The organism is Luteimicrobium xylanilyticum (assembly GCF_009429125.1).
GTDB classification, from domain to species: domain Bacteria; phylum Actinomycetota; class Actinomycetes; order Actinomycetales; family Cellulomonadaceae; genus Luteimicrobium; species Luteimicrobium xylanilyticum.
The window spans coordinates 399,446-416,248 of record NZ_CP045529.1; the positions used below are offsets into that span (position 1 = coordinate 399,446).

22 protein-coding genes are annotated in these 16,803 nt (G+C 75.1%); 15 read left to right on the forward strand and 7 right to left on the reverse strand.

Annotation, left to right across the window (positions count from 1 at the left end):
* Window positions 1–11: 11 nt before the first annotated feature.
* From KDY119_RS01690 to KDY119_RS01700, 3 genes are read left to right on the forward strand one after another with little or no spacing between them, the layout of a single operon-like run.
* Window positions 12–1,421 carry a ferredoxin reductase family protein gene (locus KDY119_RS01690; RefSeq protein ID WP_153021844.1) on the forward strand — a complete coding sequence of 470 codons (1,410 nt, stop codon included), beginning with the start codon at window positions 12–14 and terminating at the stop codon, window positions 1,419–1,421.
* Entirely contained in the window at window positions 1,418–1,930 is a 513-nt protein-coding gene (locus KDY119_RS01695; protein ID WP_051136912.1) for an FMN-binding protein, read from the forward strand. Before KDY119_RS01690 ends, KDY119_RS01695 begins: the two co-directional genes overlap by 4 nt.
* A gap of 4 nt (window positions 1,931–1,934) precedes the next feature.
* Window positions 1,935–2,702, forward strand: coding sequence for an FAD:protein FMN transferase (locus tag KDY119_RS01700; protein ID WP_227994467.1), 768 nt, complete (start codon window positions 1,935–1,937; stop codon window positions 2,700–2,702).
* 63 nt (window positions 2,703–2,765) lie between these two features.
* Here KDY119_RS01700 and KDY119_RS01705 read toward each other — a convergent pair whose 3' ends face one another.
* Window positions 2,766–4,517 (reverse strand): ABC transporter ATP-binding protein, encoded by a 1,752-nt coding sequence (locus tag KDY119_RS01705; protein ID WP_153021845.1) that lies wholly within the window; start codon window positions 4,515–4,517, stop codon window positions 2,766–2,768.
* Entirely contained in the window at window positions 4,514–6,232 is a 1,719-nt protein-coding gene (locus KDY119_RS01710) for an ABC transporter transmembrane domain-containing protein (protein ID WP_153021846.1), read from the reverse strand. The genes KDY119_RS01705 and KDY119_RS01710 overlap by 4 nt, the downstream gene beginning before the upstream one ends.
* 88 nt (window positions 6,233–6,320) lie before the next feature.
* On the opposite strand from KDY119_RS01710, the gene KDY119_RS01715 reads away from it, so the two are divergent.
* The 5 genes from KDY119_RS01715 (at window position 6,321) to KDY119_RS01735 (ending at window position 11,276) form a co-directional block, all read left to right on the forward strand.
* Entirely contained in the window at window positions 6,321–7,049 is a 729-nt protein-coding gene (locus KDY119_RS01715) for an AraC family transcriptional regulator (RefSeq protein WP_036954486.1), read from the forward strand.
* A gap of 237 nt (window positions 7,050–7,286) precedes the next feature.
* Entirely contained in the window at window positions 7,287–8,273 is a 987-nt protein-coding gene (locus KDY119_RS01720; protein ID WP_051136914.1) for an ABC transporter substrate-binding protein, read from the forward strand.
* A complete protein-coding gene (locus tag KDY119_RS01725) occupies window positions 8,270–9,358 on the forward strand; it encodes a FecCD family ABC transporter permease (RefSeq protein ID WP_083891203.1) in 1,089 nt (362 codons plus the stop codon). Before KDY119_RS01720 ends, KDY119_RS01725 begins: the two co-directional genes overlap by 4 nt.
* Window positions 9,355–10,425 carry a FecCD family ABC transporter permease gene (locus tag KDY119_RS01730; protein WP_153021847.1) on the forward strand — a complete coding sequence of 357 codons (1,071 nt, stop codon included), beginning with the start codon at window positions 9,355–9,357 and terminating at the stop codon, window positions 10,423–10,425. Before KDY119_RS01725 ends, KDY119_RS01730 begins: the two co-directional genes overlap by 4 nt.
* Window positions 10,422–11,276, forward strand: a complete 855-nt coding sequence (locus KDY119_RS01735; RefSeq protein WP_051136915.1) for an ABC transporter ATP-binding protein — start codon at window positions 10,422–10,424, stop codon at window positions 11,274–11,276. Before KDY119_RS01730 ends, KDY119_RS01735 begins: the two co-directional genes overlap by 4 nt.
* Window positions 11,277–11,307: 31 nt before the next feature.
* Here KDY119_RS01735 and KDY119_RS01740 read toward each other — a convergent pair whose 3' ends face one another.
* From KDY119_RS01740 to KDY119_RS01750, 3 genes are all read right to left on the reverse strand, one after another.
* Window positions 11,308–11,571: a GlsB/YeaQ/YmgE family stress response membrane protein gene (locus KDY119_RS01740; RefSeq protein ID WP_036954492.1), complete on the reverse strand. Its 264-nt coding sequence runs from the start codon at window positions 11,569–11,571 to the stop codon at window positions 11,308–11,310.
* Window positions 11,572–11,702: 131 nt separating this feature from the next.
* Entirely contained in the window at window positions 11,703–12,146 is a 444-nt protein-coding gene (locus tag KDY119_RS01745) for a hypothetical protein (protein WP_148284312.1), read from the reverse strand.
* On the reverse strand, window positions 12,143–12,694 hold the full coding sequence (locus KDY119_RS01750) for an RNA polymerase sigma factor (protein WP_051136916.1): 552 nt from the start codon (window positions 12,692–12,694) through the stop codon (window positions 12,143–12,145). The genes KDY119_RS01745 and KDY119_RS01750 overlap by 4 nt, the downstream gene beginning before the upstream one ends.
* A gap of 171 nt (window positions 12,695–12,865) precedes the next feature.
* Here KDY119_RS01750 and KDY119_RS01755 point away from each other — a divergent pair, with 171 nt between their 5' ends.
* From KDY119_RS01755 to KDY119_RS01780, 6 genes are read left to right on the forward strand one after another with little or no spacing between them, the layout of a single operon-like run.
* The gene (locus KDY119_RS01755) at window positions 12,866–13,342 is read left to right on the forward strand and encodes an Asp23/Gls24 family envelope stress response protein (protein WP_036954499.1); all 477 of its coding nucleotides are present in this window, start codon (window positions 12,866–12,868) and stop codon (window positions 13,340–13,342) included.
* Entirely contained in the window at window positions 13,339–13,692 is a 354-nt protein-coding gene (locus KDY119_RS18790) for a hypothetical protein (protein ID WP_051136917.1), read from the forward strand. Before KDY119_RS01755 ends, KDY119_RS18790 begins: the two co-directional genes overlap by 4 nt.
* On the forward strand, window positions 13,689–13,868 hold the full coding sequence (locus tag KDY119_RS01765; RefSeq protein WP_036954502.1) for a hypothetical protein: 180 nt from the start codon (window positions 13,689–13,691) through the stop codon (window positions 13,866–13,868). The genes KDY119_RS18790 and KDY119_RS01765 overlap by 4 nt, the downstream gene beginning before the upstream one ends.
* Window positions 13,861–14,208: a hypothetical protein gene (locus KDY119_RS01770; protein ID WP_051136918.1), complete on the forward strand. Its 348-nt coding sequence runs from the start codon at window positions 13,861–13,863 to the stop codon at window positions 14,206–14,208. Before KDY119_RS01765 ends, KDY119_RS01770 begins: the two co-directional genes overlap by 8 nt.
* Window positions 14,205–14,864 carry a hypothetical protein gene (locus KDY119_RS01775; RefSeq protein WP_036954505.1) on the forward strand — a complete coding sequence of 220 codons (660 nt, stop codon included), beginning with the start codon at window positions 14,205–14,207 and terminating at the stop codon, window positions 14,862–14,864. Before KDY119_RS01770 ends, KDY119_RS01775 begins: the two co-directional genes overlap by 4 nt.
* Entirely contained in the window at window positions 14,861–15,451 is a 591-nt protein-coding gene (locus KDY119_RS01780; RefSeq protein ID WP_153021848.1) for a hypothetical protein, read from the forward strand. The genes KDY119_RS01775 and KDY119_RS01780 overlap by 4 nt, the downstream gene beginning before the upstream one ends.
* A 25-nt stretch (window positions 15,452–15,476) precedes the next feature.
* On the opposite strand, the gene KDY119_RS01785 is transcribed toward KDY119_RS01780, so the two are convergent.
* Complete coding sequence (locus tag KDY119_RS01785; RefSeq protein WP_036954514.1) at window positions 15,477–15,752, reverse strand: hypothetical protein; 276 nt, start codon at window positions 15,750–15,752, stop codon at window positions 15,477–15,479.
* A 16-nt stretch (window positions 15,753–15,768) separates the two neighbouring features.
* The gene (locus tag KDY119_RS01790) at window positions 15,769–16,281 is read right to left on the reverse strand and encodes a GyrI-like domain-containing protein (protein WP_036954517.1); all 513 of its coding nucleotides are present in this window, start codon (window positions 16,279–16,281) and stop codon (window positions 15,769–15,771) included.
* Window positions 16,282–16,409: 128 nt separating this feature from the next.
* Between KDY119_RS01790 and KDY119_RS01795 the strand changes: the two genes are divergently transcribed.
* Window positions 16,410–16,718: an ArsR/SmtB family transcription factor gene (locus tag KDY119_RS01795; RefSeq protein WP_227994468.1), complete on the forward strand. Its 309-nt coding sequence runs from the start codon at window positions 16,410–16,412 to the stop codon at window positions 16,716–16,718.
* Window positions 16,719–16,803 lie beyond the last annotated feature (85 nt).

Below are 16,803 nucleotides of genomic sequence, written 5' to 3' on the forward strand. Positions count from 1 at the left end.
AGGCTCGACCTGTGACCAGCACCAGCGTACCGTCGAACCTCGGCCCGGGACCCGTGCCGACGGCGTCGGCCGTGCGGACAGCGAGCCGCCGTCGGGCCGACGCCCTGACGGGCGTCCTGCTGCGCGGGATCGTCGCCGCCGCGGCGGCCGCCGCGATCGTCTTCTGGTGGACCACCACCCCCGACGACGCGACCGCCTCCGCCGGCACCGCGGTCACGAGCGTCGCGGAGCTCGCGGGTCTCGTGCTCGGCGTCCTCGTCTGCGCGCAGGTCCTCCTCGTGGCGCGCGTGCCGTGGTTCGAGCGGGCCGTCGGCCTCGACCGCCTCGTCACCTGGCACCGCACCCTCGGCGCCACGGTGCTCCTGCTCCTCGCGACGCACGTCGTCCTCATGGTCGGCGGCCAGTCGCTCACCACCTCCGAGAACCCCTGGTCGGCGCTGTGGTCGCTGAACCGGGCCGTGCCCGACCTGCTCTGGGCGCTCGTCGGGGGCGTGCTGTTCCTCGCGGTCGCCGCGACGTCGGCCCGGGTCGTCCGCAGGCACCTGCCGTACGAGGCCTGGTACGCCACGCACCTCGGCACGTACCTCGCGATCTACCTGACCTTCTGGCACCAGGTCCGCGGCGGCGCCCACCTGTTCGCGTCGCCCACCGCGCGGACCCTCTGGTACGCGATGTACCTGGCGACGGCCGCGTGCGTGCTGGTCTGGCGCGTCGGGCTGCCCCTGGTCCGGCAGGCACGCGGCGTCGCACGGGTCGAGCGGGTGGTCGTCGAGGCCGACGGCGTCACGAGCGTCTGGCTCGGCGGCCGGGCCGTCGAGCGGCTGCGCGCCCAGGCGGGCCAGTTCGTGCTCGTGCGCTTCCTGGTCCGCGGGCACCTCGGCACCGCGCACCCGTACTCGCTGTCCACCGTGCCCGACGGCGCCCGCGTCCGGCTCACGGTCGGCGCGCTCGGCGACCACTCCGGTCGGGTGGGCGCCCTGGCGCCCGGCACGCGCGTCGTCGTCGAGGGCCCCTACGGCCGGTTCACGGCCGACCGTGCGCGGCACCACGGGGTCCTCCTCGTGGCGGGCGGCGCGGGGATCGGGCCCGTGCGGGCCGTGGCGGAGGAGCTGTGGCGCCGCGGCCACGACGTCGTCGTGCTCCACCGGGCGCGCAGCGAGCGCGTGCTCGCGCTGGCGGGCGAGCTCCGCGACGTGCCCGGCCTGCGGTACGTGCCGCTCGTCGGGCGGCGGGCCGAGCTGGGCCACGACCCGCTCGCCGCGGGCTCGGTGAAGGCCCTCGTGCCCGACGTCGCGCGCCGCGACGTGTTCCTGTGCGGCCCGGCGAGCCTGTGCCGCGACGTCGAGCGCACCGTCCGCTCGCTCGGCGTGCCCCGTTCCGCCGTCCACTACGACGAGCTCAGCTTCGAGGAGCAGCGATGACCGGACCCTGGCGCGGGAGCGCCCTCTTCGTCGGCGTGGCCGCCGTGATCGGCGCCGCCGCGGCCGCCCGGTTCGCCGCAGCGGAGGACGCGGCGCCAGCCATGGCCGACGCGCCGTCGTCGGAGACGACCACGTCGGGCTCGTCCGACTCGTCGAGCCCGTCGGCGTCGAGCTCGGCCGACGACACGGACTCCTCGACGCCCAGCAGCACGTCCACCGCGTCGAGCGACGACTCCGCCGGCTCCGACGACACGGAGGAGACGGTCGTCGGGTCGACGAGCTCGACGCCCTACGGCTCGGTGCAGGTCTCCGTGACCTTCAAGGGCACGACGATCACGAAGGTGGACGTGCTCCAGGCCCCGAACGACCAGCAGAGCGACGGTGCCACGCCGACCCTGGCGTCCGAGGTCGTCGAAGCGCAGTCCGCCAAGGTCGACACCGTGTCCGGCGCGACGTACACGTCCGAGGCGTACCTCGAGTCGGTCCAGTACGCGATCGACCACCGGTGACGACGTGCGCTTCCTCCTGACGGCGATGGCCCTGCCGTTCTCGGTCGACGTGCCCGACGCCGGCACTGCCGCCGCCGCCCCGGGCGGCGAGCAGGTGCGCGAGGCGGTCGCGCGGGCGTTCGCGGTGATCCGTGTCGCCGAACGCCGGTTCAGCCGTCACCTTCCCGACTCGGAGCTGTCCCGTCTCGACCGCGCCGAGCTGCGCCTGCACGACGCGAGCCCCGAGCTGCTCGAGGTGCTCACCGTGGCCGAGACGTTCGCGCAGGCGTCGGGCGGTGCGTTCGGGGTCGAGCGGCCCGACGGTCACCTCGACCTCGACGGCGTCGTCAAGGGTTGGGCGGCGCAGCGCGCGGCGGACGCCCTGGCCGCGGCGGGGGTCGAGCGGTTCTGCCTCAACGCCGGCGGCGACGTCGTCGTGCAGGGTGGCCGGGCTCCGGGCGTGCCGTGGCAGGTCGGGGTGCGCTCGCCGTGGTCGACCGCGGAGACGCTCGTCGTGCTGCCCGTGCACGACGGCGCGGTCGCGACGTCAGGCAGCTACGAGCGCGGTGCGCACGTGCGCGACGCCCGCACGGGCGCGCCCGCGACTGCGCTCGTCTCCGCGACCGTCGTCGCTGATGACCTCGTGACCGCCGACGTCGCCGTCACGACGGTCGTCGCGCTCGGCGAGGACGGCGTCGCCTGGGCGCAGGACGAGCTCGGCTGCGGTGTGCTGGCCCTCCGCGCGGACGGGACGGTCGTGCGCAGCGGGCTCGGGCTCGCGCACCCCGCCTGAGGCTCCCCCGCCCCGGGGGACCGGGTTCGCGGACCTGACCCCGCCGGCCTCGTCTGAGGAGCGTCAACCACGGGACGGGCCGGCCGTGGTCGTGGCTGCCCACAGGTCCGCATAGCTGCCGCCCGTCGTCACGAGGTCGTCGTGCGTGCCCTGCTCGACGACGCGGCCGTGGTCGAGCACGACCACCCGGTCCGCGGCGGCGGCCTGCCCGAGCCGGTGCGCGACGACGAGGCAGGCACGGCCCGCGGCGACCGCGTCGACCGCGTCGTCCAGCCCGCGCCCGAGCTCTCCGGCCTCGGACGTCGCCTCGTCGAGCACGACGACGTCCGGGTCGGCCAGCAGGGCGCGCGTGAGGGCGAGGTGCTGGGTGCGGGCGGCGTCGAGGGCGTGGCCGCCGGCGCCCACGCGAGTCCCGAGGCCGTCGGGGAGCGCGTCGACCCAGGCGAGCGCCCCTGTGCGCGCGAGTGCGGACCGGAGCGCGGTGTCCGCGGCGTCGGGGGCGACCAGCCGCAGGTTGTCCGCGACCGTCCCGGCGAACAGGTGGACGTCCTGGGTGACGACGAGCACCTCGCCGCTCCGGTGGACGCTGCCGGTCCGGGCGGCGTGCACCCCTCCGACGACGCCGGCGAGCGTGGACTTGCCCGATCCGCTCCGCCCCACGAGCGCGACCCGCTCGCCGGCACGCACCCGCAGCGTGACGCCGTGCAGGACGTCCGGGTGCCCCTCGTACCCGGCGGTGAGCCCCACGACGTCGAGAGCGACGGCAGGGTCCTCGGGCGCGGAGGGCCGGCGCGCTGAGCCTGGGCCGACCGGCGCTGCCCCGAGGACGCCCACGAGTCGCGCGAGCGCGGCCGTCGCCTGCTGCACCGTGTCGAACGTCGCGAGGAACCCGTTCACGGGGCCGAAGAGCCCGACGAAGAACAGGGCGGCCGTCGTCGCCTGTCCGGTCGTCGCCTCGCCGGCGCGGACGAGGACGAAGCCCGTGATCAGGACGGCGGACAGCCCGATCGCCTCGGCGGCGTTGAGCCTCCCGTAGAACCGGGTCGACGCCCGGACGGTGCGCAACCGGGACTCGACCGCGTCTTCCGACGCCCGACGGACGTCGGTCCGGCCCGCTCCACCGAGCCGGAGCGCGCGCAGGGTCGGGAGCGCGCCGAACGCCGTGAGCTCGGCCGCCGTCCGGGCGCCGTCGGCGGTGCGTGTCGCGGCGTAGAGCGGACGTGCCGCGCGCACGTACCAGCGCAACGTCCACGCCTGCACGGGCACGGCGAGGAGTCCCGCGGCGGCGAACCGCCAGTCCAGGGTCGCGAGGCCGCCGAGCGTGAGGACGATCGTGCAGCCGCAGCCGAGGAAGGTGCGGAGCGAGCCCTGAGCGGCTTGCACCACCTCGTCCGCGTCGCCCGCGACGCGGGAGACGAGGTCGCCCGGCGACGTGCGCTCGACGGTCGTGCTGGGAAGACGGAGCGCGGCGGCGAGCACGTCGGCGCGCAGCCGTGCCGCTCGGGGCACGACGAGGCGGGCCAGCAGCGCCTGCGACGCGCGCACGAGCAGGCCCGAGGCGACGGCCGCGACCACGACCAGCGCGACCGGGGCCACCAGCGCGTCCGTGCCGCGCCCGTCGACGACGGCCTGCGTGAGGCGGCCTACGGCGATCGGCGGCACGAGCGGCACGAGGCTCGCGGCGACGATCGTCGCGGCGGTCAGCGTGGCCGTGGCCCGGGCGCCACGGACCGCGACCCGGGCGTACGCGCGGACCGCGGCCGGCGTGGCCACGGGCAGCAGCGCCGGAGCCTCGTGGTCGGCCCGGGCGTTCATCCGGCCGCTCCGACCTGCGCGGGCACGGTGGCGTGCGTCCCGTCGGCCGGCGTCCGGACGGATCCTGTGTCGAGGTCGACGACGTGGTTGCAGACCGCGAGCACGGCCGGGCTCGTCGTGACGACGATCGTCGTCAGACCGTCGCGGGCCGCGCGCAGGCCGTCGGCGACCTGTGCCGCCGTGACCGGGTCGAGCGCCGAGGTCGGGTCGTGGAGCACCAGCACCGGGGGTTCCGCGGCGAGTGCACGGGCGAGCGCGACGCGCTGGCGCTGGCCACCGGACAGGCTGCGGCCGTTCTCCCCGAGGGGGGCGTCGAGGTCACCGTCGAGGGCGTGCAGCACGTCGTCGAGCGCGGCCGCCCGGACGTACCGCGAGACGTCACGGCGGCCCGGTGCGAGCGCGCGCAGGTTGGCACCCAGGGTGGGAGCGAGGAGCGGCGCGTCGTGGGGCGAGACGACGACGGCGCGGCGGAGGTCGTCGAGCGCGAGGTCGGTGACGGGCGTCCCGTCGAGCGTCAGCGCGCCCGACGGCGGGTCGAGCTCGCGGGCGAGGAGTCGGACCACGTCGCGCGCGAGCTGCGCGTCGAGCGTCGTGAGCGCGGTCAGGCTGCCGCCCTCGGCGTGCCAGCCGACCGTCCCGAGGGTGGGCGTCGAGCCGGCGGCCCGGTCGTCGGCCGTGCGGGTGAGCGTCGGCGGCCCGCCGTCGCCGGCGAGGCGGGCGCCGACGGGTGTCTGCGGGACGGCACGGGGCCGGGCGAGGACTGCCTCGATCCGGGCAGCGGAGGCACGCGCACGGGTCCAGGCGCTCGACGCGGTGGCGAGGGTGTCGAGCGGGTCGAGCAGCACCTGCGCCAGCCCGACGGACGCGACGAGCGCGCCGAGGCCGAGCGAACCGCGGAGCGCGAGATAGCCGCCGACCGCGGCCGTCGCGGCGAGGTAGAGCCCCGTGAGCAGGGACGCGATCCCGCCGATCGTCCCCTCGATCGTCGTCGCACGTACGGCGGACGTGGCGGCGTCGTCGCTCAGACGCGCGAACCGTGCCGCGACCGCGGGCCCGGCATGGAGGCCGTGCACCACGCGGAGTCCGCGGACGACGTCCTCGGCGGACGTGGCGGCGTCGGCTGCCGCCTCCTGCTCGTCGTGCGAGGCGCGCTCGAGGCGCCGTGACGCGCGCCGGACCGTCAGGACGAGCACGACCGTTCCCCCGAGGACGACCAGGGCGAGCGCGGGGGCCGTCCGGGCGAGGGCGGTCCCCGCCGCCAGGACGACGACGGCCGCTGCGACGGTGGAGGCGATCGTCCCGGCCAGGTCCCCGACCCGCTCGGCGTCGGCGTCGGCCCGGACGAGGAGGTCCCCGGGGGCCGCGTCGGCCCCGCCCCCGGGGTCGAGGACCCGTGTCACGACGTTCATGCGGACGGTGTGCGCGAGCTGCGCCCGGGCGCGCGCTCTGGCGCGTGCACCGAAGCGGTAGGAGAGCGACAGGAACGCGAAGTCCGCGAGGAGCGCGAGGAGCCAGAGACCGAGGTGGGCGGCGCTGCCGTCGGCCACGGCGTCGGCGACGGCAGCGCCGACGATCACGGGGACGAGCGCCTCGCCGAGCTGGTGCTGGGTCAGGAGCACGCTCGCGCAGGCGACCTGGCGGCGGTGGGCCCTGAGCGAGGTGCGGAGCAGCTCGCGACCGGGGACAGCGGGACGGCGAGCGGGGGCGCGTCTCATCGTCACCACGCTAGGGTCACGAGCGGGCTGGCGGGTACCAGCTAGCCGGACACGTTGTGTCGAGAATCGGTCGGAGAGGCGGTGCCCGGTGTCGGTCGGTGCGATCGGGATCACGCGTTTCGAGATGGAGCGCGGTCAGCAGTTCAGACGACACGTCCATGACGAGCACCAGCTCGCGTGGGTCAGCCGGGGCGTCCTCATGGTCGAGGTCGACGACCGCTACTGGGTGCTGCCGCCGTCGCTCGCGCTCTGGATACCCGCCGGGACGTGGCACGCGACGATCGCCGTGCACGAGGCCGTGATGGAGGGCGTCTACGTGGAGCCCGCCGCGGCCGACCGATGGGCGGAGCCCACCGTGGTCGCGATGGCTCCGCTCGCGCGCGAGCTCCTCGCCTATCTCGGCGGGGCCCTGGGCGCAGCCGAGCGGGGTCGTGCCGAGCGCGTCCTGCTCGACGTCCTCGAGCCCGTGGACGGCGCCACGATCGACCTCCCCATGCCGCGAGACGACCGCGCCCGCGCCGTCGCACAGCTCGTGCTGGGCGACCCGGCAGGGCACGCCTCGCTCGACGTCCTGGGTCGTGAGGTCGGCGCGAGCGCCCGCACCCTGCTCCGCATCTTCGTGGCCGAGACGGGTATGACCTTCGCGCAGTGGCGTGCGCACGCGCGACTGCAGGGTGCGGTGGCGATGCTTGCCTCGGGCGAGCCTGTGAGCCGTGTCGCCACGCGTGTCGGATACACGACATCGAGTGCCTTCGTAGCGGCGTTCCGACGCGTGACCGGGCGCACGCCGGGTGCGTACTTCGCGCCGCAGAGCTAGCCCGAGCGGCTCCGGACCCGCGCACGGCTGAGGGTCGCGGCACGGGGGCATGTCGGATGGGCGACATCCGACGGCGAGAAGGCGGTGTGTACGCGACACCGGGTCGCCCGCTACTCTCGACCCGCCCAGTTTGCTAAGCCTTACCTAACTTCCGTCGTCTAATCGACGCGGGCGCAGGCAGCACCGGGTCGCCACTCGAGCCTCGCGGCGCGCCGCGCCGCCCTCCGGAAGGAACGTATGACCCCGCTTCGTCCGCGCCCGTCCCGACTGTCGCACCGGTCCCGCACGCGGGCCCCCCTCGCGGCCGCCGTCGTCGGAGCCCTCGCACTCCTCGCCGCCGGCTGCTCGAGCAACGTCTCCGACGCGGCGTCGAGCCCGTCCGCCACGGGTGCGACGGTCCAGACGCTCTGGGGGCCGGTGACCGTGCCCGCCCACCCGACCCGCGTGGTCGCCCTCGGCTTCCCCGAGGCGACGGCGCTCGCCGACCTCGGCGTCACGCCCGTCGGTCGGCCGACCTACATCCCGGAGCTCCCGGCCTACACGAGCCTGTTCAAGGACGTTCCGGTCGTCGAGGACGCCGACGGCAAGCCCGACCTCGAGAAGATCGCGGCGCTCCACCCGGACCTGATCCTCCTCGACGAGTTCGCCGACAAGAAGGACAAGGCGACCTACGACAAGCTCTCGGCGATCGCGCCCACCGTCGACCTCGAGTGGAAGATGGCGGCCGGGAACTGGCCGGCGGAGGCGCAGGGCACCGCGGAAGCGGTCGGGAAGACGGCTGAGCTCGACAAGCTCAAGGCCGACTACCAGGCGCACGCCGACCGCATCAAGAAGGACTTCGCGGACGTCCTCGCGACACACTCGGTCGATCTCGTCTCGGGGGACGCGAACAACTGGTACCTCTACTCCGAGGCCTCGTCCCACGGTCGTGTGCTCGTCGACGGCGGCGCGCGCCTCGGTGCGGCCGCGGGTCAGAAGGACGGCTTCGTCCAGTACTCGCCCGAGCACTACGACCTGCTGAAGGACACCGACCTGATCTTCGTCGCGGGCAAGGACGAGGCGGACATCAAGCCGGTCACCTCGAACGCCGTCTTCGCCGCCACCAAGGCCGCGAAAGAGGGGCACGTCGTGGCCACGAACTACTTCTTCTCGAGCAGCTACCAGATCGCGAACGCGCTCCTGGACGACTTCCAGAGGGGGCTCGAGGAGCTGGAGACCTCGTGACCGTGCTGTCCGCACCGGCCGCGTCCGGCCCGCCCGCAGCAGCGGCCCGGCCGGACGCCACGGGCGATCGTGCCGGCGGCGTGGCCCGGGCGACGTCGACGCGTGGCGCCTGGTGGCTCGCGTCCCTCGCCCTCCTGCTCGTGGTGCTCCTCGCGAGCGTCCTCGTCGGGTCCAAGCACCTCGGCGTGGGCACGGCCTTCACCGCGCTCTTCGACCCGCACGCCGGCGGACCGGCGCTCGTCGTGCGCGACCTCCGCCTGCCCCGCACGGTCCTCGGCCTCGTCGCCGGCCTGGCGCTCGGCGTCGCAGGTGCGCTCATCCAGGCCCTCACGCGCAACCCGCTAGCCGACCCGGGGATCCTCGGCGTCGGCACGGGGTCGTCGCTCTTCGTGGTCGTCGCGGTCGCGTTCTTCGGCGCGACCCAGGTCACCGACTACGTGTGGTGGGCGATGGCCGGCGCGGCCGTCGTGACGCTCGCCGTCCTCGTCGTCGGGTCCGCGGGACGCGGCGGCGGTACGCCCGCGCGGCTCACGCTGACCGGCGTCGGGATCGGCGCCGTCCTCGGCGGGGTGTCGACCGCCATCACGTTCCTCGACCCGCGCGCGTTCGACTCGATGCGCAGCTGGGTCGCGGGCTCGGTCTCGGGACGGCCTCTCGCGGTGACCGGTCAGATCCTGCCGTTCGTGGCGGTCGGCCTCCTCTGCGCGGTGCTCGTGTCCCGAGAGCTCAACGTCATCGCGCTCGGCGACGACCTCGCCAGTGCGCTCGGCGGGCGTGTCGCCCGCGCCCGGATCCTCGTCATCGCAGCGGTCACGCTCCTCGTCGGGGCCGCGACCGCCGCCGCCGGCCCGATCGGCTTCGTCGGGCTCATGGTGCCGCACGTCGCACGCTGGCTCGTCGGGCCGGACCAGCGCTGGATCCTCGCGTTCTGCCTCACGCTCTCGCCGAGCCTCCTCATCGCCGCCGACGTGGTCGGGCGCGTCGTCCTGCACCCCGCCGAGGTGCCCGCGGGCATCGTGACCGCGTTCGTCGGCGCACCGATCCTCGTCGCGCTCGCGCGGCGCACGAAGGCGAGCGGGCTGTGAGCGCACCCCCTGCGGCGCGCGCCGCCGGCACGCCGTCGGCCACGCGGACGGTCGCGCTGCGGCTCCCGGGCTTCTCGGCACGCGTCCGCCCGCGGGCCGTCCTCGTGTGCGGGATCCTCGCGTCCGTCGTGGTCGTGCTGTTCCTCGTCTCGCTCGCGACCGGCGACTACCGGCTCACGCTCGGCCAGGTGACCAGCGCGCTCACCGGCCACGCCGACGGGCTCGTGCGGACGATCGTCCTCGACTGGCGTCTGCCGCGTGCCACGCTCGCACTCCTGTTCGGCGCTGCCCTCGGGCTCGGCGGCGCGGTGTTCCAGTCGCTCACCCGCAACCCGCTCGGCAGCCCCGACATCATCGGGTTCGACACGGGCGCCTACACGGGGGCGCTCGTCGTCATGCTGTGGTGGCACGGCGGGATCGGCCAGCAGACGGCCGCCGCGGTCGTCGGCGGGCTCGCGACCGCGTGCGCCGTCTACCTGCTCGCGTACCGCCGCGGCGTCCAGGGCTTCCGGCTCGTCATCGTGGGCATCGGCGTGAGCGCGATGCTCGGCGCCTTCAACACCTGGCTCATCCTCACGAGCCGGCTCCAGGACGCCATGGGCGCCGCCGCGTTCGGTGCCGGCTCGCTCAACGAGGTGGGCTACGGACAGCTCGGGGCCGCATCGGCGGTGCTCGCGGTGCTCGTCCCCGCCGTGCTCGCGCTCGGACGGCGCATGCGCCTCCTCGAGATGGGCGACGACGCCGCCCGCCAGCTCGGCGTGCCCGCCGAGCCCACCCGGCTGCTCCTGGTCGCCGTCGGCGTCGGACTCACCGCCACGGTCACGGCGATCGCAGGGCCGATCGCCTTCGTGGCGCTCGTCGCACCGCAGGTCGCGCGGCGCCTCGTCGCGTCCCCGGGGACGACGCTCGTCGGGTCCGCCCTCACGGGCGCCGTGCTGCTGCAGTCCGCCGACTGGACCGCGCAGCACCTCGTGCCCACCACACCGCTGCCCGTCGGGGTGGTGACCGTCGTCCTCGGCGGCAGCTACTTCGTCTGGCTCCTCGTCAAGGAGGGACTCCGTTCATGACCAGGCTCCAGGTGCGCGACGCGTCGCTGGGCTACGACCGGCGCCTCATCAGCGAACATCTCGACCTCGACGTCCCCGACGGGGCCTTCACCGTCGTGGTCGGACCGAATGCGTGCGGGAAGTCGACGCTGCTCCGCGCCCTCGCGCGCCTCCTGCGTCCCTCCGCCGGGAGCGTGGTGCTCGACGGGCGGGACATCCACACCTACCGTGCGAAGGAGGTCGCGCGCCGGCTCGGGCTCCTGCCCCAGAGCTCGGTCGCGCCCGACGGGATCACCGTCGAGGCGCTCGTCGCCCGCGGCCGCCACCCGCACCAGCGGCTGCTGCAGCAGTGGACGACGCACGACGAGGACGTCGTGCGGGAGGCGCTGGCCGCGACCGGGGTCACGGCGCTCGCGGACAGGCCGGTCGACGAGCTGTCGGGCGGTCAGCGCCAACGGGTCTGGGTCGCGATGGCGCTCGCCCAGGAGACCGACCTGCTGCTGCTGGACGAGCCCACGACGTTCCTCGACGTCGCCCACCAGATCGAGCTCCTCGAGCTCTTCCGGCACCTCAACGTCGACCGCGGACGCACGCTCGTCGCCGTGCTCCACGACCTCAACCACGCGTGCCGGTACGCGGACCACATCGTCGCGATGGCCGACGGGCGCGTGGTCGCGCAGGGGGCGCCGGCCGAGGTCGTGACGGCAGAGCTCGTCCACGACGTCTTCGGGCTGCCCGCTCACGTGTTCGCGGACCCCGTCTCGGGCACTCCTCTGGTCGTGCCTGCGGGCCCCCCGGGGAGGGCGTTCGCGCCGGAGGTGCCGCGCCCGGACAGGCCGGAGACGGCGACGCCCGAGCCCGCCGTGGTCTGAGGCGGGCTCGGGCGTCGTGGGGCGCGCGGCGTCAGGTGCGGCGTCGGCCGGCGACCAGCCCCCACAGGAAGAGCACGACGAGCGACCCGATGAACGCCCAGAACCATGTCGACAGCGACCAGAAGTGCTGGTTCGGGTTCGCGCCGAACGCTCGCCCGATGAACCCTCCGACGATCGCGCCGAGAACCCCGACGACCAGCGAGATGAACCAGCCGCCGCTCGCACGGCCTGGCAGGACCGCGCGCGCGATCGCACCCATGATCAGGCCGATGATGATCCACGACAGGAACCACATGGTGACCGTCCTCCGCTCTCTGCGTGCCGGTGCCGGACCTCCCGGCGACCGTGGTGGACCAGCGTCCCAGGACGGCGGCTGCTCCGCATCCCGACGCCGGTCGGGCGCCCGTCCGGGGGGCGGAGGGTCCGTCAGGCGCCGGTGTCGGGTCCGCGGTGGACGTCGTCGACGACCAGGTCGACGACGACCTGGTCGGGCTGGAGCGTGACGCCGAGCGTCTCGCTCGCGGCGCGGCGAGCGGCGGTCCGGACGTCGTCGGCGACAGCGGCGATCGAGCTCCCGTAGGCCACGGACACCTCGACGGCCAGGGCCTCCAACGTGCCGCCGTCGGCCAGGCTGCACGAGACGCGCTGGGTGCGGACGGTCGTGAGCCCGTCGACGGCGCGGCGGATCTCGGCGACGAGCACGGCCGTCGCGGCGCGGAACTCCCCGTCGGCATGCCGTCCGACGACGGAGTCCGACCCGCGCAGGACGCGCAAGGTCCGTTCGAGGACGGCCGGGCGCGCGCGCACCCAGCCGTCGTCGGTGAGCTCCCGGAGCGTCGACGCGGCGCGGGCGAGGAGGTCGTCGGTCATCGCCACGGCTCCAATCGTCGTGCGAGCGAGGTGCGGGCTCGGTGCAGCGCGCCTCGGACCGCGGCGACGGACGTGTGCTCCACGTCCGCGATCTCGGCGTAGCCGAGGCCCTCGACGTCCCGCAGCACCCAGCATGCGCGCTGGAGCGGCGGGAGGTCGGCGAGCGCGGACTCGAGGGCCGTCCGGAAGGCGTCGTCGACCGCCTGGCATTCGGGCGAGGCCTCGGGCGTTCGGGACACCGGGGTCGTGCGCTCGTCCTCGTCGCCGTCCCACGCTGCCACGGGGTGGCGGGCGAGGCTGCGGCGGTGGTGGCGCACGTGGTTGGAGGCGATGCCGAGCAGCCACGTGCGCACGGCGGAGTCGCCGCGGAACCCGGGGATCGCGACCCACGCGGTGGCGAAGGTCTCCTGGGTGAGGTCCGGCGCGTCGTCCGCGCCGACCATCCGGCGCGCGTAGCGGAAGACGACGGGGCCGTGTCGTTCGACGATCGTCACGAAGGCCTGCTTGTCCCCCAGACGTGCACGGCGCGCCAGCTCGTCGTCGGGCACGCCCGCTTCCCCTGTGATGTGACTCACCTCACATCACGAGGAGCGTGACGTCGACGCACGTGCGGGCACCTACCGAGTGTCAGCACGAACGACCGACGTCGGCACGGCGGACGGTGCGGGTACCGAGCACTTCACCCGCCCCGGACGGATGCCGAGAGGAAGGGCAGCACCATGGCACAGAACGACACCGACCAGAAGTCCACCGCACGCGAGGAGACCGCCTCCGGGGCCGGTCGCGGCAGCGACAGCGCGCTCACGGGCGACCGCGGCTCGACGACCATCGCGGACGGCGTGGTCAGCAAGATCGCCGGGATCGCCGCCCGGGACGTCACGGGCGTGTACTCGCTCGGCGGCGGCGCGGCTCGCGCCTTCGGCTCGATCCGTGAGCGGATCCCCGGCGGGTCGACGAACTACTCCCAGGGCGTCGGGGTCGAGGTCGGGCAGAAGGAGGCCGCCGTCGACCTCGAGATCGTGGCCGAGTACGGCGTCGCGATCGCCGACGTCGCCGAGGCGGTGCGCCGCAACGTCGCCAGCTCGATCGAACGCATGACCGGGCTCAAGGTCACCGAGGTCAACATCGCCGTGAGCGACGTCCACCTGCCCGACGAGGACGACGACGAGCCGGACGACGAACCGCGGGTGAAGTGACCGACGACGCCCTGCCTTCCGGCGACCCGGGCACCGTCGCGGAGGCCGCGCGGACCGCGGCCCTCGCGGTGCCCGGCGTCACGAGGCTCGCGACCGGTCCGTTCGGCGAGATCGCGACCTACCTGCCGGGGAGCCGCAGCGTCCCCGGCATCCGGGTCGGGGACGGCCGGGTGGACGTGCACGTCGTCGTCCGGGGCGGCCCGCCGGTGAGCGTGACCGCCGGGGAGGTCCACCGGGCGGTCGTCCCCGTGGTGGGGGACCGGACCGTCGTCGTCCACGTCGACGACCTCGACGTGGCAGTCAGCACGCAGCACGACGGGCCGCGGCCCGCAGAAGGAGAAGCGACATGAACATGACGATGGCAGGGCTGTTCGTAGGACTCTTCCTCGCGGTAGCCGCGACGACGGGGGGCTTCCTGGGCTTCCTGCTCGCGGTCGTCCTCGGGGCGGTCGGGCTCGCGGTCGGCCTGGTGCTCGACGGCCGGGTCGACGTGGGGAGCGTCCTGAACGGGCGACGCCGTGGCTGAGCGGACCGCCGTCGCGGCGGAGCAGCCGTGGGGAGGCGCGACGACGGTCGCCGACCGGGTCGTCGAACGGGTCGCCGAGCGGGCAGCGGCGATCGCCGCGAGGCCTGCACCCGAGGGGCCGCTGCAGCGCGCCGGCGCCACCGTGAGCCGGCTCGGCGACGCCGCGCGCGTCGCCGTCCGGGTGACCGCGGTGTGGCCGGAGCCCGCGACGTCGGTCGCGGCCCGGGTGGCGGGCACGGTCCGTACGGACCTCGCCCGGATGACGGGGGTGGACGTGCGCGAGGTCGACGTCGTCGTCGAGGGCTACGTCGCCCCGGCACGGACGAGGAGGGTGCGATGACCGGCGGGAGCAGCCCGGCCCTGACGGGCCCCGTCTCGCGGCCGGCGCAGTTCCGCCCGCGCAGCGGCGCGGTCCGCTGGGTGGGCGCGGTGCTCGCGCTCGTCGTGCTCGGTGCGGCCGTGGTCGCGGTGCAGAGCGCGCTCGCGTCCTGGGGCGTCCTCGCCGGCGACGGCTGGGTCGTCGAGGCGGCCCGCTGGGCGGACGGGCGGGACGGGCGCGGCCACGTCCCGACGATCGCCGGCGTGGTCGCGCTCATCGTGGGTGTCGTCGTGCTCGTCGTAGCGCTCCGCCGCCGACGTCCGGAGACGGCGCTGCGGCGCGCCCCCGGCCTGTACGTCGAGCCGCGGGACGTCGCGCGGCTCGCCTCGGCGGCGGCCTCACCCGTCGGGGAGGTCCTCGACGTGTCCTCGGTCGCGTCGCCGCGCCGCGTCGTCGTGCACGTCGTGACCCTCGACCCGTCCGGTGCCCACGCCGAGGTGCGAGGGGCTGTGGCGGAACGGCTCGCGACGCTCGAGGTCCCCCCGCGGATCGAGGTCCGCGCCGACCGGCGCAAGGTCGCGCGCCGCTACGGGCGCGGTTTCACCCTGGCGCCGGCCGTGACCTCCTCGGGTGCGCGCGACGGCGCGTCCCCCGACGAGCCGGAGGTCGGACGATGAAGCGCGCTCCTCGCGGCACCGTCGTCGTGGACCGGGTCGTGGCCGCCGTGGTGGGGCTCCTGCTCGTCGTGGGCGGCGCCGCTCTCGTGGCGCTCGGCACGGGCTGGCTCCAGCGTCGCAGGCCCGCGCTCGCCGACACGTTGGACACGTCCTGGGTTGCCACGCAGAGCGCCCGGTCCTGGTGGCCGTGGGCCCTGGCCGTCGTCGCGGTCGTGCTGGCCGTCGTCGCCGTGTGGTGGCTGGCAGCGCACCGCCCGGAGCCGCGCGCGGGCACGCTGCCCCTGCGTGGCGAGGTCCCCGGCGCGCGCCTCTGGGTCGCGTCCGGCCCGGTGGTCGAGGTCGTGAGCGGGCTCGTCGAACGCGACCCGCAGGTGCGGTCCACCTCGCTCGCGCTGGTCCGCGAGCGTGGGCGCCTCGTCCTGACGGGAGCGGTGGTGGTCGACTCCGACGCAGACCTCGACAGCGTCACCGACGCGGTCGCCTCCGGCCTCGACGAGCTGGGAAGGGTCCTGGGCCGCGACGACGTCGAGACGAGGATCCATCTCGGCGTCGCGAGCCGCGGCCGCACGGCGAGACGGCTCCACTGAGGCCGAACCCGGCCCGCGCCGGTGGTCAGCGACCGTGCTCGGCGAGGATCTGGTCGAGGTCCATGTCGGCGAGGAGCTGGTCGAAGTCGATCGCGCGAGCGGTGTCGACCAGGTCGGGTGCCGCGAAGACGCGGCCGTCCCGGCGGACCTCGACCCCTTCGGGCAGGTCGGCGTTGAGGCGGTCGAGGACGGCGTCGTCGACGCCACGGGCGTCGAAGTCGCCCCCGACGCTCGCCAGGTAGTCCGCGGACACGGTGTAGGCGATGGTCCGGATCTCGACGGAGGGCTGCGCATCGGTCATGCGACCAGCGTGCGCCTCAGGAGGGGTCGTCGGCGAGCCGGAACGCGAGCTCGGTCTCCCAGCGGCTCAGGTCGGGCTCGACGCGTGGGTCGGTGAGGTAGCTCTCGAGCCGGCACCCCCACACGTCGCCGCGGTCGCTCGGGCGGACGTCGAAGCTCAGCCCGGCGTCCGCGGCCCACCGCAGCAGGCGCCCGGTCGCGCCCTCGAGCGTGTCTGGGTGCCCGGTGTGCACGACGGTCGCGTACCTGCCCGCCGGCAGGACGCCCGCCTCGAGGTCGCCGAGGTCGGTCCCGGTGGGGACGATCTCGGCGAGGGGGACGCCTGCCTCGACGACGAGCTCGCGTGCCATGTCGATCACGACGTACCGGAAGAACGGCGGTCCGGCTGGCGCGAGGCCCAGGCGATCGGCCTGCTGGATCACGCGGGGGATCTCGTCTGCGACGCCGGCGAGCCCCGACATGGGGACGGAGCGGGTCACCGCGACGTACGCGGTGGAGGGGCGGTCGGCGACCCGGGGTTCGTTCGTCATGCTGATACCGACCGCGCGTCGATGGGGAACTCATCGGCCTCGCGGCGCCCGTCCGGGGTCACGAGGAAGGCCCACCGGTCGGACGCCGGGTCAGGGGCGTCGTCCAGGCACCCGGCTGGCAGCCGGTCGTGCGGTACCGGGTCGCCGGCCGGGACGGCGTCCAGACCTCGGCCGAGGCCGTCCAGCAGCGCCTGCGAGCCCTCGACCATCCGATGCGTCTCCGACTGGGCCGCAGCCTCCTGGCGGGCCCGCACACGACGACGGAGCTCGCCGACATCTGGGAGATGTCGACACCGGAGGTCTCGCGGCACCTCGCGGTGCTGCGTGACGCGGGGCTCGTGAGGGTCGAGCGCCGTGGTCGGTACGTGACGTACCGGCTCGACGTCCCGGCCGTCGCACGGCTGGGTGCCGACGCCCTCGAGGCGATGCTCCGTTGAGGGTGCAGCGCCGTGTGCTGCTCGTCGCCACGCTGAAGGGATGCGATCGGTGAGCTCGTCCCACTGCGCCGTCGTCGCCGCCACA